General features: G+C 62.5%; 13 protein-coding genes. 6 read left to right on the plus strand and 7 right to left on the minus strand.

The annotated features are described in order from the left end of the window. Window positions 1-131: 131 nt before the first annotated feature. The 3 genes from AERO9A_RS21615 to AERO9A_RS21625 all read right to left on the minus strand — a co-directional run bounded on the left by AERO9A_RS21615 (window position 132) and on the right by AERO9A_RS21625 (window position 2220). Window positions 132-779, minus strand: a complete 648-nt coding sequence (locus AERO9A_RS21615) for an HAD family hydrolase (protein ID WP_159973942.1) — start codon at window positions 777-779, stop codon at window positions 132-134. A gap of 401 nt (window positions 780-1180) precedes the next feature. Continuing rightward, window positions 1181-1681 carry a GNAT family N-acetyltransferase gene (locus AERO9A_RS21620; protein WP_159973943.1) on the minus strand — a complete coding sequence of 167 codons (501 nt, stop codon included), beginning with the start codon at window positions 1679-1681 and terminating at the stop codon, window positions 1181-1183. Then, window positions 1678-2220: a gamma carbonic anhydrase family protein gene (locus AERO9A_RS21625; protein ID WP_159973944.1), complete on the minus strand. Its 543-nt coding sequence runs from the start codon at window positions 2218-2220 to the stop codon at window positions 1678-1680. Before AERO9A_RS21625 ends, AERO9A_RS21620 begins: the two co-directional genes overlap by 4 nt. Before the next feature lie 132 nt (window positions 2221-2352). On the opposite strand from AERO9A_RS21625, the gene prlC reads away from it, so the two are divergent. Further along, window positions 2353-4401 (plus strand): oligopeptidase A, encoded by a 2049-nt coding sequence (gene prlC / locus AERO9A_RS21630; protein WP_159973945.1) that lies wholly within the window; start codon window positions 2353-2355, stop codon window positions 4399-4401. Next, on the plus strand, window positions 4398-4685 hold the full coding sequence (locus AERO9A_RS21635; RefSeq protein WP_159973946.1) for a YheV family putative zinc ribbon protein: 288 nt from the start codon (window positions 4398-4400) through the stop codon (window positions 4683-4685). Before prlC ends, AERO9A_RS21635 begins: the two co-directional genes overlap by 4 nt. A gap of 202 nt (window positions 4686-4887) precedes the next feature. Here the strand turns inward: AERO9A_RS21635 and AERO9A_RS21640 are convergent, their stop codons facing one another. After that, window positions 4888-5679, minus strand: coding sequence for a helix-turn-helix transcriptional regulator (locus AERO9A_RS21640; RefSeq protein ID WP_159973947.1), 792 nt, complete (start codon window positions 5677-5679; stop codon window positions 4888-4890). Window positions 5680-5761: 82 nt separating this feature from the next. Between AERO9A_RS21640 and AERO9A_RS21645 the strand changes: the two genes are divergently transcribed. Together AERO9A_RS21645 and AERO9A_RS21650 are read left to right on the plus strand one after the other, a co-directional pair. Further along, the gene (locus tag AERO9A_RS21645) at window positions 5762-6748 is read left to right on the plus strand and encodes a bile acid:sodium symporter family protein (protein WP_159973948.1); all 987 of its coding nucleotides are present in this window, start codon (window positions 5762-5764) and stop codon (window positions 6746-6748) included. A gap of 75 nt (window positions 6749-6823) precedes the next feature. Next, window positions 6824-7888 (plus strand): PA0069 family radical SAM protein, encoded by a 1065-nt coding sequence (locus tag AERO9A_RS21650; RefSeq protein WP_159973949.1) that lies wholly within the window; start codon window positions 6824-6826, stop codon window positions 7886-7888. 138 nt (window positions 7889-8026) lie between these two features. On the opposite strand, the gene AERO9A_RS21655 is transcribed toward AERO9A_RS21650, so the two are convergent. Then, a complete protein-coding gene (locus AERO9A_RS21655) occupies window positions 8027-8983 on the minus strand; it encodes a DNA cytosine methyltransferase (protein WP_159973950.1) in 957 nt (318 codons plus the stop codon). Window positions 8984-9341: 358 nt separating this feature from the next. Between AERO9A_RS21655 and AERO9A_RS21660 the strand changes: the two genes are divergently transcribed. Next, window positions 9342-10070, plus strand: coding sequence for a carbonic anhydrase (locus AERO9A_RS21660; RefSeq protein WP_159973951.1), 729 nt, complete (start codon window positions 9342-9344; stop codon window positions 10068-10070). Between the two features lie 227 nt (window positions 10071-10297). Here the strand turns inward: AERO9A_RS21660 and oadA are convergent, their stop codons facing one another. Beyond that, window positions 10298-12112 (minus strand): sodium-extruding oxaloacetate decarboxylase subunit alpha, encoded by a 1815-nt coding sequence (gene oadA, locus AERO9A_RS21665; protein WP_159973952.1) that lies wholly within the window; start codon window positions 12110-12112, stop codon window positions 10298-10300. 53 nt (window positions 12113-12165) lie between these two features. Further along, window positions 12166-13581: an acetyl-CoA carboxylase biotin carboxylase subunit gene (locus AERO9A_RS21670; RefSeq protein WP_159973953.1), complete on the minus strand. Its 1416-nt coding sequence runs from the start codon at window positions 13579-13581 to the stop codon at window positions 12166-12168. A 153-nt stretch (window positions 13582-13734) separates the two neighbouring features. On the opposite strand from AERO9A_RS21670, the gene AERO9A_RS21675 reads away from it, so the two are divergent. Further along, the gene (locus tag AERO9A_RS21675) at window positions 13735-14709 is read left to right on the plus strand and encodes a LysR family transcriptional regulator (RefSeq protein ID WP_159973954.1); all 975 of its coding nucleotides are present in this window, start codon (window positions 13735-13737) and stop codon (window positions 14707-14709) included. Window positions 14710-14753 lie beyond the last annotated feature (44 nt).

The raw sequence follows: 14753 nt of genomic DNA on the forward strand, positions 1-14753 counted from the left end.
CAGGCGCGGCTTCAACCGCGAAATTGCCACGCCCCGCAGCACAGCACAGACCGTAAGAGGGGCTTTAGCCGCGACAAACGCTCGCCGCTAAAGCGCCTCCCACAGGTTTAGCACCTCGCTCTACACAGCCTTCAACCGACCAAAGCCCGGTGCAAATCTGCCAGCGTTTCGACGTGATAGGCCGGTGCCTCACCCAACAACTCCTCGCGGCTGCCGAAACCATAGCCCACCGCCACCGCCTGCAAACCGTTGCTGCGCGCACCGATCAGATCATGCTTGCGGTCACCAATCATCAGAGTCGACGCGGGCGCCAGCCCCTCTGATGCCAACAGATGCGCCAGCAGCTCCACCTTGTTGGTGCGCGTGCCATCCAACTCGCTGCCATAGATGCGCGTGAAGTAACGGTCAAAACCGAAATGCCGGGCGATTTCCACAGCGAACAGCGTCGGCTTGCTGGTGGCGATATACAACGTGCGGCCCTGCGCCTGCAGCGCGTCGAGCAATGCGGGCACGCCCTCGAACACCCGGTTCTCGTAGAGCCCGGTCACACTGAAACGCTCGCGATAATGATTGACCGCCTGCCAGCCCGTAGCCTCGTCCAGCCCATAAGTGCTCATAAAGCACTGCAACAAAGGCGGCCCGATAAAGTGCTCCAACGCCGCCAGATCTGGCTCATCGATACCCAGTTTGGCCAGCGCATACTGCACCGAACGCGTAATGCCCTCACGCGGGTCGGTGAGCGTACCGTCAAGATCGAAAAGCAGAGTGGACTGCTGCATGCTAGGCGCCTATTCGTAACCGAAACGGCTGCGCAGGATACCCACCTTTGCCAAAGGCTTCACCCGCAGGTAGCTGACACCCGCCAGCACCACAGCCCCAGCGCCCACAATCACAACGCCCCAAGCGGTATGGCCATACCCTCTTTTTCAGAGCAGATAAAGCGCGCTTTAAAATCAAAGAGTTACGCACAGGCCAGAAAAAAGGGTAAACCACGCCTCAATCGCACCAAGCCTTGAGCCACAAGGCCTGGCCAGCTATCGTCTCTACTTCACTGCCGAATAGGCAGCTCAGAAATGGCCAGTCTGTAGCCTGGGTGGAGCGAAGCGATACCCGGGGCAGCGTTTCCCGGGTTTCGCGGTGCTCAACCCAGGCTACTCATCGGCGCGGTTTGCCGCGCCCTTCAATCCAGCAAACTGCGAAACATCACATAACAATCCACCAAACCATGCCGCGCGTGGCGGTAGGCCTTGGGCAGGGTGCCGACTATCTCGAAGCCGTGCTTCTGCCAGAGCGCCACGGCCACCGTGTTGGTGGCCACCACGCTGTTGAACTGCATGGCGCTGAAACCCAGCTCACGCGCCACATTCAGCGAGTGGGCGCAAAGCTGGCTGGCCACGCCTTTGCCGCGCGCGGCTGGGGCAGTCATGTAGCCGCAGTTGCAGACGTGGTCGCCGGGACCTGCGGCATTGGCCTTGATGTAGTAGGTGCCGAGAATCTGCCCGTCCTGCTCGGCAACGAAGGTGGCGCGCGGCAGTTCGACCCAGAGTGTCCAGGCGGTGTCGCGATCCATATCGGGGTCATAGGCGTAGGTTTCCTGCGCCTGCACCACGCCTTCGATGATCGGCCAGACCTGGTCGAAATCGGCAGCCGCGATGGGACGGATAATCAGCGCGGCGCTCATTGGTCATACCCCTCGGCCAGGTGCTGATCCTTGAGCTTCACGTAGTTGCCTGCGGTGTAGCTGAAGAAGTTGCGTTCCTTGTCGGTCAGCGCGCGCGCCTGTTTGACCGGGCTGCCAACGTACAGATAGCCGCTTTCCAGGCGCTTGCCCGGCGGCACCAGGGAGCCGGCGCCGATGATCACATCATCCTCGACCACGGCGCCATCCATGACGATGCTGCCCATGCCGACCAGGATGCGGTTGCCCAGGGTGCAGCCGTGCAGGGTGACCTTGTGCCCGATGGTCACTTCGTCGCCGATGGTCAGCGGGTAGCCCTCCGGGTTGAACGGGCCGGCGTGGGTGATGTGCAGCACGCTGCCGTCCTGCACGCTGGTGCGCGCACCAATGCGGATGCGGTGCATGTCGCCACGAATTACGCTCAGCGGCCACACCGAGCTGTCCTCGCCCAGCTCCACGTCGCCGATGACCACGGCGCTGGCGTCGACGAAGACGCGCGCGCCCAGTTGCGGGAGGTGCTGTTGGTATTTGCGAATGGCCACGATAGAGGCTCCAAGGCTGCGGGAAAGCTTGATTGTAATTAAGATGGCCCCCATGTCGGTTGTTATCGCGGTGCAACTCGCTGCGCCGCCCAGAATCTCAACCCAGTCTCCCTCCGTTACAGGTGCCTCGCCGTGACCGCCAATAATCCCTTGCTGCAAGACTTCGACCTGCCGCCCTACTCGCAGATCAAACCGGAACACGTCGAGCCCGCCGTCGACCAGATCCTGGCTGATAGCCGCGCCGCTATCGCCGAGTTGCTCGAAGCGCAGCAAGCCAACCCGAGTTGGGACGGCCTGGTGCTGGCGCTGGACGAACTCGGCGCGCGCCTGGGCCGCGCCTGGAGCCCGGTGAGCCACCTCAACGCGGTGTGCAACAGCCCCGAGCTGCGCGCCGCCTATGAGGCGTGCCTGCCCAAGCTGTCGCAATACTGGACGGAGATGGGCCAGAACAAGCCGCTGTTCCAGACCTATGAAGCCCTGGCGCAAAGCCCCGAGGCCGCGGCGTTCGACGTGGCGCAGAAGACCATCCTCGAACACGCGCTGCGTGATTTTCGCCTGTCCGGTATCGATCTGCCCGCCGAGCAGCAGAAGCGCTATGGCGAAATCCAGATGCGTCTGTCCGAGCTGACCAGCAAATTCTCCAACCAGTTGCTCGACGCCACCCAAGCCTGGAGCAAGCTGATCAGCGACGAAGCGCAGCTCGCCGGTCTGACCGACTCGGCCAAGGCGCAGATGAAGCAGGTGGCCGAATCGCGCCAGCTCGCCGGCTGGCTGATTACCCTGGATTTCCCCAGCTACTACGCGGTGATGACCTACGCCGACGACCGCGCCCTGCGTGAAGAGGTGTATGCCGCCTACTGCACGCGCGCCTCCGATCAGGGGCCGAACGCCGGGCAGCACGACAACGGCCCGCTGATGAGCGAGATTCTCGACCTGCGCCAGGAGCTGGCGCGCCTGCTCGGTTTCGCCCATTACAGCGAGCTGAGTTTGGCCAGCAAGATGGCTGAATCCACCGAGCAGGTGCTGAGCTTCCTGCGTGACCTGGCGGTGCGCAGCAAGCCGTTCGCCGAGCAGGATCTGGCCGAGCTGAAGGCCTTCGCTGCCGAGCAGGGCCTGGATGATCTGCAAAGCTGGGACGTCGGCTACTACAGCGAGAAGCTGCGCCAGCAGCGCTACAGCATCTCCCAAGAAGAAGTGCGCGCCTGGTTCCCGGTGGACAAGGTGCTCAGCGGCCTGTTCGCCATCGTGCAAAAGCTCTACGGCATCGAAATCAACGAGCTGAAAGACTTCGACACCTGGCACCCGGACGTGCGCCTGTTCGAGATTCGCGAGAACGGCGAGCACGTTGGGCGCTTCTTCTTCGACCTCTACGCCCGCGCCAACAAGCGTGGTGGCGCCTGGATGGACGGCGCGCGCGACAAACGCCGCGACGCCAGCGGCCAACTGATCGCCCCGGTGGCCAATCTGGTGTGCAACTTCACCCCGGCCTCGCCCGGCAAACCGGCGCTGCTGACCCACGATGAAGTGACCACGCTGTTCCACGAATTTGGCCACGGCCTGCACCACCTGCTCACCCGCGTCGAACACGCCGGTGCCTCGGGCATCAACGGCGTGGCCTGGGATGCGGTGGAGCTGCCGAGCCAGTTTATGGAGAACTGGTGCTGGGAGCCGGAAGGCCTGGCGCTGATTTCCGGCCATTTCGAGACCGGCGAAGCGCTGCCGCAGGCCATGCTCGACAAGATGCTGGCGGCGAAGAACTTCCAGTCCGGGCTGATGATGGTGCGCCAGTTGGAGTTCAGCCTGTTCGACTTCGAACTGCACGCCACCCACGGCGACGGCCGCAGCGTGCTGGAGGTGATCGAAGGCGTGCGCCGCGAGGTGTCGGTGCTGCGTCCGCCGGCCTACAACCGCTTCGCCAATGGCTTCGCGCATATCTTCGCCGGCGGCTACGCGGCCGGTTACTACAGCTACAAATGGGCCGAAGTGCTCAGCGCCGACGCCTTCTCCAAATTCGAGGAAGACGGCGTGCTTAACCCGCAAACGGGCCGCGCCTTCCGCGAGGCGGTGCTGGCCCGTGGCGGCTCGCAGGCACCGATGGTGCTGTTCGTCGACTTCCGTGGCCGCGAACCGAGCATCGACGCCCTGCTGCGCCACCTCGGCCTGAGCCAGGAGGCGGCATGAGCGACGCCCCGCTGAATGTCACCCCTAAACGCTTCATCGCCGGCGCTGTGTGCCCGGCGTGCAGCGAGCCCGACAGCATCAAGATGTGGAGCGAGGACGACGTGCCGCACCGCGAATGCGTCAAGTGCGGCTACGCCGACACCCTCGACGCACGCGGCAACTCGGTGCCCAAGGAACTGCCCACACGGGTCAACGTCAGCGGCCTGAAGCCCAAGGCGGCGGAGCCTAATGTGCAGGCGGTGCAGTTCTTTCCCAATCCGAAGTTGAAGAAGCCGAGCGAGTAGTACCCGGCTGCATAGGCGCCGCCGAATCCCTAGGGTGGGTTAGCCGCCAACCATCGCTTGCATGAGGAATGTCGGCGTGATAGCGGCGTAACCCACCATCGGTGCCAGCAGGAAACTCCGCTTGGTGGGTTACGCGGCGCGTGAGATGCATCGGTGCTGACAGATTCGTGCCCTGCGCCGCTAACCCACCCTACTCTTCACGCTAATCACGAAAGAACTCCCCAGGCGTCTCGCCGAACTGCTGGCGAAAGGCGGCGATAAAGGCCGAGGTGGAGTCGTAGCCGCAGGCCAGCGCCACGTCGGTGACGCGCTCGCCGCGTTGCAGCGGTTCTAGCGCATGCAGCAGGCGCAGGCGCTGGCGCCAGGCGCGGAAGGTCAGGCCGGTTTCACGCAGAAACAGGCGGCTCAAGGTCTTCTCCGAGGCGCCGAGTACCTGGCTCCATTGCGTCAGGCTGCGATTGTCGTCCGGTTGCCCCTGCAACGCGCGACACAGGCGCAGCAGCCGCGCATCCTGCGGCAACGGCAGGGACAGCCCCACCTCCTGCGCCGCACGCAACTGATCCAGCAGCACCTGGGCCAATCGGCCATCGGCACCCTGCTCGTCGTATTCCACCGGCAACTCGCAGAAGCGCCGGATCAGCTCGCGGCTGAGGCTGTCGATCTCCAGCACACGACAGCGCGGCGGCGCCCAGGCGCTGACGGCGCAGTCGATGTACAGGCTGCGCATTTCGGTGCCCGGCGAGCTGAGCACTTCATGTTCAAGGTCGGCGGGCACCCAGATCGCCCGTTGCGGCGGCGCGACGAAGCTGCCGGCGGCGCTGTGCACATGCAACACGCCCTCCAGTGCATAGGAGAGTTGCACCCAGGGGTGGCTGTGGCGCGGCGTGCTGAAGGCTTGCGCCATAGACTCGGTGCGGGCATAGAGCGGCCTGGGCAGGTGCGACAGGCGTGGCACCACGCGTTCGGGGAGCAGATTTTGTCCGTTAAGCGACATTCTCTGGCCTGATGGCGTTAGTCGGTCGATGCCGCTCAGGCTAGAGTGGCCGCGCCCATCTGACAATAAGCGGATTTCATCCATGGCTCGTTCCCGCCTGCTGCCCGACAACTTCACCCTCACTCTGCTGGCCGTGGTGCTGACCGCCACGCTGCTGCCCGCCAGCGGCCAGATCGCCACGGTGTTCGAGTGGATCACCGACCTGGCCATCGCCCTACTGTTCTTCCTGCACGGCGCCAAGCTGTCGCGCCAGGCAATCGTCGCGGGCGCTGGGCACTGGCGCCTGCACCTGCTGGTATTTTCCTGCACCTTTGTTGTCTTTCCGCTGCTCGGTCTGCTGCTGCGCCCATTACTGGAGCCGCTGCTGGGCAGCGAGATGTTCATGGGCATGCTTTATCTGTGCGCGCTGCCCGCCACGGTGCAATCGGCCATCGCCTTCACTTCGATGGCGCGCGGCAATATCCCGGCTGCCATCTGCAGCGCGGCGGCGTCCAGCCTGCTCGGCATTTTCGTCACGCCGCTGCTGGTGGCGCTGCTGATGGGCGTGCACGGCGACAACGGTTCGACCCTCGATGCCATCGGCAAGATCAGCCTGCAATTGCTGCTGCCGTTCGTGCTCGGGCAGATCGCCCAGCGCTGGATCGGCGGCTGGGTGACGAAGAACAAGAACTGGCTGAAATACGTCGACCAAAGCTCGATCCTGCTGGTGGTCTACACCGCCTTCAGCGCGGCGGTAATCGGCGGCCTGTGGCAAGAGGTGCCGCTGGTCACCCTGCTGGCGCTGATCCTCGCCTGCTGCCTACTGCTGGCCCTGGCCCTGCTGAGCACTCACCTGCTCGGCAAGTGGCTGGGCTTTAACGTGGAAGATCGCATCACCATCCTCTTCTGCGGTTCGAAGAAGAGCCTGGCCACCGGCGTGCCCATGGCACAGGTGCTGTTCGCCGGCAGCAGCATCGGCGTGCTGATCCTGCCGCTGATGCTCTTCCACCAGATCCAACTGATGGTCTGCGCGGTGCTGGCGCAGCGTTACGCCAAGCGCGAGGACGCACCACAGATCGCAGCCGCCTGACTGGCGCAGCAATAGGAAGGATTTGCTCGGCGCCCAAATAGCTGTATTTTTATACAGTATTTGAGGAGTCCGATCATGCCCGCCATTCTCCCGCCACGAGGCCGTGGCACCGCCAGCAATCCACATAATCGCTATGCGCCGACCCGCTCCGAGCAGGAAGACGATGGCTGGTATCAGGAAGCAACACCGCCCAGCCGCGCCACCGAGGTGCGCAAGGAGCTGGCGAAGACGGCGATCACCCGCAACAACTCGCCGGACGTCGGCTTCGACCGCTCGGTAAACCCGTACCGTGGCTGCGAGCACGGCTGCATCTACTGCTTCGCCCGCCCCTCCCATGCCTACTGGGACCTGTCGCCGGGCATCGACTTCGAAACCCGCCTGATCGCCAAGACCAACCTGGCCGAACGCCTGGAAGAGCAACTGCAGAAGCCAGGTTACGTGCCGCAGCCCATCGCCCTGGGCATCAACACCGACGCCTACCAACCCATCGAGCGCGAACAGCGCCTGACCCGCCAGGCGCTGGAGATTCTGCTGCGCTACAAGCACCCGCTGCACATCATCACCAAGGGCTCGCTGATCCTGCGCGACCTCGACCTGCTCAGCGAGCTGGCCAGCCACAACCTGGTCAGCGTCGCCTTCAGCCTGACGACCCTGGACGACGAGCTCAAACGCATCATGGAACCGCGCACCGCCGCCCCAGCGGCGCGCCTGCGCGCCATGCGCGCGCTGCACGAAGCGGGCGTGCCGGTCAGCGCCATCTGCGCACCGATGATTCCCATGATCAACGACATGGAGCTCGAAGCGCTGCTGGAAGCCGCCCGTGATGCCGGCGCGCGCTCGGCCGGTTATGTGCTGCTGCGCCTACCGCTGGAGATTGCCGAGCTATTCGAGCAGTGGCTGCAGGTGCACTTCCCGGAGCGCGCGGCCCACGTCATGAGCCTGATTCGCCAGAGCCGTGGCGGCAGGAACTACGACAGCCGCTTCGGCAGCCGCATGCGTGGCGAGGGGCAGTTCGCCGATCTGCTGGAGCAGCGTTTTCGTCTGGCACGGCGCAAGCTCGGCCTGGATCGACGAGGTAGCGTGGCGCTCGATTGTTCGCAGTTCTGCCCACCTGGCGCGCAATTGAGCTTGCATTGGTAGGCAGCGGCTTGCAGACGCAAGCCGGGCCACTCTTGAGGCTTAGGGGCAAGCGCCAGTGCTTAGCGCATCGCCCAATGGAGACAGGGCAAACCCAGGCAGTCGCTCACGCAGAATGTGCCGCCCCAGACACGGGCCGTATCAAGCCACCTGCACGAGACGACGCGTCGAAAGGGCCTCGAAGATTTTCTCTGCCACGGCCTTGGCAACAGGCGGGGGGAAGGCATTGCCAATCTGCCGATAGGTTGCCGTTTTCTTGCCGGAGAATTGCCATTGATCCGGGAAGCCTTGGATGCGGGCGGCCATCCGTGTGGTGAGTCGCGGCATGCCCACGAAGTCGCGCTCTGGGGCTTTGTCAGCCAAGCCATGACCACACACGCCGAGGGTGGCCCAGGCTTTTTTAGCGCGCGTCGGGCCCAGATCCGGGCCGCCATGTTTCTTGGAGCCGCCAACCAGCGTCGGGGCAATCGAATCAGCGAGTTCACGCCAACGGTCAGCCCCCTGCCATCCATCAGCGGCCATCAAATCATGCAGAAGCTGACCGACGGTTGGTGGCTGGATAAGCCCTGGCTCAGGCCAATGAAAACGGTCGGCATACTCCTTCTTGACGCCAACAAAGATCACCCGTGGGCGCAGTTGAGAGACGCCGAAGTCGGATGCATTGAGCAACCGCCAGCCCGCAACGTAGCCAAGCTTCTTCAGTTGTTTTTCAACCTTGGTGCGGTAGTCGTCAAACACCGCATCGAGAAGCCCGCGGACGTTTTCCAGCATCACGGCTTTAGGGCGGATTTCATCGACCAGGCGCAGTGCTTCAGGGAATAGATCGCGCTCATCATCGGCGCCAAGTTGCTTGCCAGCCTTGGAGAAAGGCGGGCATGGGACGCCGCCTGCAACCAGGTCAACGCCGAAAAACGGCAAGCCGTTGAACTGGCGCAGGTCGCCCTCGCGGACGTTCCATTCTGGGCGATTCAAACGCAGCGTCGCACAGGCCGGGGGCTCAATCTCGATCAATGCTTCATGACCAAAACCCGCCATCTCCAGACCCAGAGCCTGCCCGCCAGCGCCGGCGCACATTTCGAGGGATGTAAAGCGGCTCATCTTCGGCTCCGTTCAAGCACTGTATAAAAACACATAAAACTATCACAGGCCTGCCTTATACGCACCTCTTATGACACCGCCAGAGGACAAAACAGACATTCGGCCCATGAGTTTTTTCGCATCAGCCAAACTGCCAGATTCACCGCCGTGCCAAATAGCCGCCGGGCGGTCGAAACCCAAAGCGTTTTTTGCAATCTACGACGACCAGACTGTTCACTGCGCGGCTGTTATCAGCCATGAATTGCAAAACCCTGCCGGTTGTCGCGCCGTTCGGCGCAAGAGAAACTTGGCGTGTGACTCACACAGCGCAGCGACTGTCGTTCTAGCAGCGTCTTTCAGATAATCAGAGGTTCAGGGCATGCCTTACAAACACCAGGTTATTCCGCTTCAAACCCATGAAGGTAGCGAAACTGCAGAACAGGCACTGCACAGCATCGTCGATGGCTTCAAACGCTTTCGCAATGAAGTCTTCCCGCAACAGGAAGAGCTGTTCAAAAAACTCGCCACCGCCCAGAACCCCCGCGCCATGTTCATCACCTGCGCCGACTCGCGCGTGGTGCCGGAACTGATCACCCAAAGCTCGCCAGGCGATCTGTTCGTCAACCGCAACGTCGGTAACGTGGTGCCCGCCTACGGGCAGATGATGGGCGGCGTTTCCACCGCCATCGAATACGCAGTAATGGCCCTCGGCGTGCAGCACATCGTGGTCTGTGGTCACTCCGATTGCGGCGCGATGAAAGCGGTGCTCAACCCAGCCTCGCTGGAAACCATGCCCACGGTAAAAGCCTGGCTGCGCCATGCCGAGGTGGCGCGCAGCGTGGTGGCTGAAAACTGCAACTGCAGCGACGACAAGGAAGCCCTGGCCGTACTCACCGAGGAGAACGTGGTGGCGCAGCTCAACCACCTGTGCACGCATCCGTCGGTCGCCGCCAAGCTGGCACGCGGCCAACTGTTTATCCACGGCTGGGTGTATGACATCGAAACCAGTCAGATCAAGGCTTACGATGCCGAACTGGGTAGCTTCCTGCCGCTCGATGGCGACAAGATTCCAATGGCTACGCCGCGCGCGCGCTTTCCGCAGGCCTGAAAAAACCGGCCGGAGCATGCCGCTCCGGCCGGTCGCAGGGAAAAGGCCACGCCCCGCGCCAACGGTGCTGAGCGTCCGCGCTGTGCTTGCGCACCTGGGGCATGGCCAGAGCAGTGCCGTTAACCGGCGTCAACCCTAAGGCACCTCAAGCGAGATGCCGATGAATAAAAAAGGAGCCCGGATTATCCCCGTCAAACTTGCCCATCCAACAGGCCGAGCTCCTGAGGTTAACCTTCGATTTCCACCAGCACTTCGCCCGGATTGACGCGGTCGCCCTTGGCCACATGCACGGCCTTGACGGTACCGGCAATCGGCGCCTGCACTTCGGTTTCCATCTTCATCGCTTCGGTGATCAGCACGGCCTGACCGGCCTTGACCACATCACCTTCCTTGACCAGTACATCGACGATATTGCCCGGCATGGTGGTAGACACATCGCCCGGAGCGCCGGCCTGCTTGCGCTTGCCACTGGCGCCACCGGCGACGTAGTCGTTGAGCGCTTCGAAGACCACTTCCTCTGGCATGCCATCGATGGACAGATAGAAGTGACGCTTGCCGTCGCCTTTGACGCCCACACCGGTGATATCCACGCGGTAGCTTTCGCCATGCACATCGACCACGAACTCGGTCGGCACACCCTCGCCACCCACCGGCGACGATTGCCCCTGAGCGCCCGGCATGGGCAGCAGCTCTTCCGGTTTGAGGGTGCCTGCCGCGCGCTCTTCGAGGAACTTGCGCCCGATATCGGGGAACATGGCGAAGGTCAGTACGTCCTCTTCACTTTTGGCCAGGCTGCCGATCTCTTCACGCAGGCGGGCCAGCTCAGGCTTGAGCAAGTCGGCCGGGCGCACGTCGATCACTTCTTCGCTGCCGATAGCCTGCTTGCGCAGTTGCTCATCGACCTTGCCCGGCGCCTTGCCGTAGCGACCTTGCAGATACAGCTTCACCTCGTTGGTGATGGTCTTGTAACGCTCACCGGCCAGCACGTTGAAGAACGCCTGGGTGCCGACGATCTGCGAAGTGGGCGTGACCAGCGGCGGGAAGCCGAGGTCGGCACGCACGCGCGGAATCTCTTCCAGTACTTCGTTCATGCGGTTCAGCGCGCCTTGTTCCTTGAGCTGGTTGGCCAGGTTGGAAATCATCCCGCCCGGCACCTGGTTGACCTGCACGCGGGTATCCACGCCGGTGAACTCGCTCTCGAACTGGTGGTACTTCTTGCGCACAGCGTGGAAGTACATGCCGATTTCCTGAATCAGCTCCAGATCCAGGCCCGTGTCGAACTCGCTGCCCTTGAGCGCGGCGACCATCGACTCGGTGCCCGGATGGCTGGTGCCCCAGGCCAAGCTGGAGATGGCGGTATCGATATGGTCGGCACCGGCTTCGATGGCCTTGAGCTGGCACATCGCGCCGAGGCCGGCGGTGTCGTGGCTGTGGATAAACACCGGCAGATCGACCTCGCCCTTCAGCGCCTTGACCAGCTCGAAGGTGGCGTAAGGCGTGAGCAAACCCGCCATATCCTTGATGGCGATGGAGTCGATCCCCATGGCTTGCATGGCCTTGGCCTGAGCGACGAAGGCGGCGTTGGTGTGCACCGGACTGGTGGTGTAGGCGATGGTGCCCTGAGCATGCTTGCCAGCGGCTTTGACCGCCTCGATGGCCACGCGCAGGTTACGCACGTCGTTCATTGCATCGAAGATGCGGAACACGTCGATACCGTTGACCGCAGCCTTGGCGACGAACGCCTTGACCACGTCATCGCTGTAGTGGCGGTAGCCGAGCAGGTTCTGCCCGCGCAGCAGCATTTGCAGACGGGTATTGGGCAGCGCGGCCTTGAGCTGGCGCAGGCGCTCCCACGGGTCTTCCTTGAGAAAACGCACGCACGAGTCGAACGTGGCGCCACCCCAGACTTCCAGCGACCAGTAGCCAACGCGATCAAGCTTGTCGCAGATCGGCAGCATGTCTTCGGTACGCATGCGGGTGGCTAGCAGCGACTGGTGGGCATCGCGCAGGACGGTATCGGTAACGGTGATCTTCTTGCTCATATTCTCTGCTCTCCTGTAGCCCGGATGACAGCCGGGGCCGCAGCTACGAATCGTTAAAGTCCCGCGTGCGCCGCGATGGCGGTGGCGATGGCGATGGCCAGGTGCGACGGGTTGCGCTTGATCGAATACTGGGTCAGTTCCGGGTGGCTTTCGACGAAACTGGTGTTGAACTGGCCGCTACGAAATTCCGGGTTACGCAGAATTTCCTGGTAATAAGGCGCGGTGGTTCGCACGCCCTGCACACGCATGTCATCCAGCGCGCGCAGGCCACGGTCCATCGCCTCTTCCCAAGTCAGCGCCCAGACGACTAGCTTCAGGCACATCGAGTCGTAGTAAGGCGGAATGGTGTAACCGGTGTAGATCGCCGTATCGGTACGCACGCCAGGGCCGCCGGGCGCGTAATAGCGGGTGATCTTGCCGAACGAGGGCAGAAAGTTGTTCTTCGGATCCTCTGCGTTGATGCGGAACTGCAGGGCATAACCGCGATGGATGATGTCTTCCTGCTTGATCGACAGCGCCAAGCCGGAGGCAATACGAATCTGCTCACGCACGATGTCGATGCCGGTGATTTCCTCGGTGATGGTGTGCTCCACCTGCACGCGAGTGTTCATCTCCATGAAGTACACCTCACCGCCTGCGAGCAGGAACTCCACGGTGCCGGCGTTCTCGTAGCCCACGGCCTGCGCGGCGCGCACAGCCAGGTCGCCAATGTAAGCGCGCTGCTCGGGGGTGAGCTGCGGGCTGGGGGCGATCTCGATGAGCTTCTGGTTACGGCGCTGGATCGAGCAGTCGCGCTCGTACAGGTGCACCGTGTTGCCGAAGCTGTCGGCGAGGATCTGCGCCTCGATGTGCTTGGGATTGACGATGCATTTTTCCAGGAAGACTTCCGCGCTGCCGAAAGCCTTGGTCGCCTCGGAGATGACACGCGGGTAGGCCTGCTCCAGCTCGGTGCGCGAGTTGCAACGACGAATACCACGACCGCCGCCACCGGACGTGGCCTTGAGCATCACCGGATAGCCAATGCGCTCGGCTTCGCGCAGGGCCTCGGCCAGGTCAGCGACGTTGCCTTCGGTGCCCGGCGTGCAGGGGACGCCAGCGGCCATCATGCTGCGACGCGCCTCGGTCTTGTCACCCATGCGGCGGATCACTTCGGCGCTCGGCCCGATGAACTTAACCCCACGTTCGGCGCAAATTTCCGCCAATTCGGCATTTTCGGACAGGAAGCCATAACCGGGGTGCAGCGCATCACAGCCAGTTTCCACCGCCAGATTGACCAGCTTGCGTGGGTTCAGGTAACCGGCCAGTGGGTCTTCGCCGATGCTGTACGCCTCATCAGCGCGCTTGACGTGCAAGGCGTGGCGGTCGGCATCTGAATAGATGGCCACCGAGCGAATGCCCATCTCGGCACAAGCACGCACGATACGGACGGCAATCTCACCACGGTTGGCGATCAGTATTTTTCTTATCACGATCCAATCCTTAGCGCAGAGCTGCAAGGGCCGCTGCAACAGTTGGTTGCAAACGTGGGAGAAACCCTATCCGGCTATACGAATTAACAAAAATGAATAATTATTTGATCGTGCATAAGTTATTACTTATGCCTCAGAGAGGAGGATTGAACCGTGCGTAAAACCCTGCTGCGCATGACCCTGCGCCAGCTCCAGGTATTCCGCGCTGTCTGCGAGCACGGCTCCTACAGCCGCGCCGCTGAAGAGATGGCGCTGACCCAGCCCGCCGTAAGTCTGCAGATTCGCCAGCTTGAGGAATGGGTCGGCCAACCGCTGTTCGAGTACGTCGGCAAGAAGCTTTACCTGACCGAAGCCGCCGAAGCGCTGCGTCGCGCCAGCAGCGATATCTTTGGCCGCCTGGAAAGCCTGGATATGCAACTGTCAGACCTCCAAGGCTCGCTGCAGGGCCAGCTCAACCTGTGCGTGGAGTCCAGCGCGAAATACTTCGTTCCCCACCTTTTCGCCGAATTTCGCCGCCGTTACCCCGAGGTCAACCTTAACCTTACGGTGGTCAACCATGCGCTGGTGGTACGCCGCCTGACCCTGAGCCGCGATGACCTGATGATCATGAGCCAGGTGCCGCAAGACATGGCGCTGGACTTCATGCCCTTTCTCAACAACCCCATCATTGCCGTGGCGCCAGCCAACCACCCGCTGTGCGAGCGCGACGCACTGCAATTGCAGGATCTGACCGCCTACCCACTGCTGGTTCGTGAAAGCGGTTCGGGTACTCGCCGCGCCTGCGAGGAACATTGCCACCACAAGCGCGCGCACTTCCCGCAGGTACTCGAAATCGGCTCGATGGAATCACAGCGCGAGGCCGTACTGGCCGGACTCGGCCTGGCCCTGCTACCACGCCACGCCGTACGCCTGGAACTGCAGCAGGGCCTATTGCGCGAGTTACCGGTGGCCGAGCTGCCCCTGCTACGCAGTTGGTGCGTGGTCAATATCCGTGGTCGACGCCTATCGCCTGTGGCGCAGGCCTTCGTCGATTTCATCCGCAACGAACGCGCCACCATCGTCAAACTGGGCGAGCGCTTCCAGCATGTCGATGTAGGATCAGGCAAGAATTTCGCAGAATCAGCCTAACCCTACTCCGCCAAGACATGCACGATGGGCAACCTGGGCGTTGT

It is taken from the genome of Pseudomonas sp. 8Z, from assembly GCF_902506535.1.
Taxonomy (GTDB): Bacteria; Pseudomonadota; Gammaproteobacteria; order Pseudomonadales; family Pseudomonadaceae; genus Aquipseudomonas.

Coding starts and splice junctions, on each gene's coding strand:
- AERO9A_RS21615 (WP_159973942.1), bottom strand. CDS start 779: ATGCAGCAGTCCACTCTGCTTTTCGATCTTGACGGTACGCTCACCGAC.
- AERO9A_RS21620 (WP_159973943.1), bottom strand. CDS start 1,681: ATGAGCGCCGCGCTGATTATCCGTCCCATCGCGGCTGCCGATTTCGAC.
- AERO9A_RS21635 (WP_159973946.1), top strand. CDS start 4,398: ATGAGCGACGCCCCGCTGAATGTCACCCCTAAACGCTTCATCGCCGGC.
- AERO9A_RS21640 (WP_159973947.1), bottom strand. CDS start 5,679: ATGTCGCTTAACGGACAAAATCTGCTCCCCGAACGCGTGGTGCCACGC.
- AERO9A_RS21645 (WP_159973948.1), top strand. CDS start 5,762: ATGGCTCGTTCCCGCCTGCTGCCCGACAACTTCACCCTCACTCTGCTG.
- AERO9A_RS21650 (WP_159973949.1), top strand. CDS start 6,824: ATGCCCGCCATTCTCCCGCCACGAGGCCGTGGCACCGCCAGCAATCCA.
- AERO9A_RS21655 (WP_159973950.1), bottom strand. CDS start 8,983: ATGAGCCGCTTTACATCCCTCGAAATGTGCGCCGGCGCTGGCGGGCAG.
- AERO9A_RS21660 (WP_159973951.1), top strand. CDS start 9,342: ATGCCTTACAAACACCAGGTTATTCCGCTTCAAACCCATGAAGGTAGC.
- oadA (WP_159973952.1), bottom strand. CDS start 12,112: ATGAGCAAGAAGATCACCGTTACCGATACCGTCCTGCGCGATGCCCAC.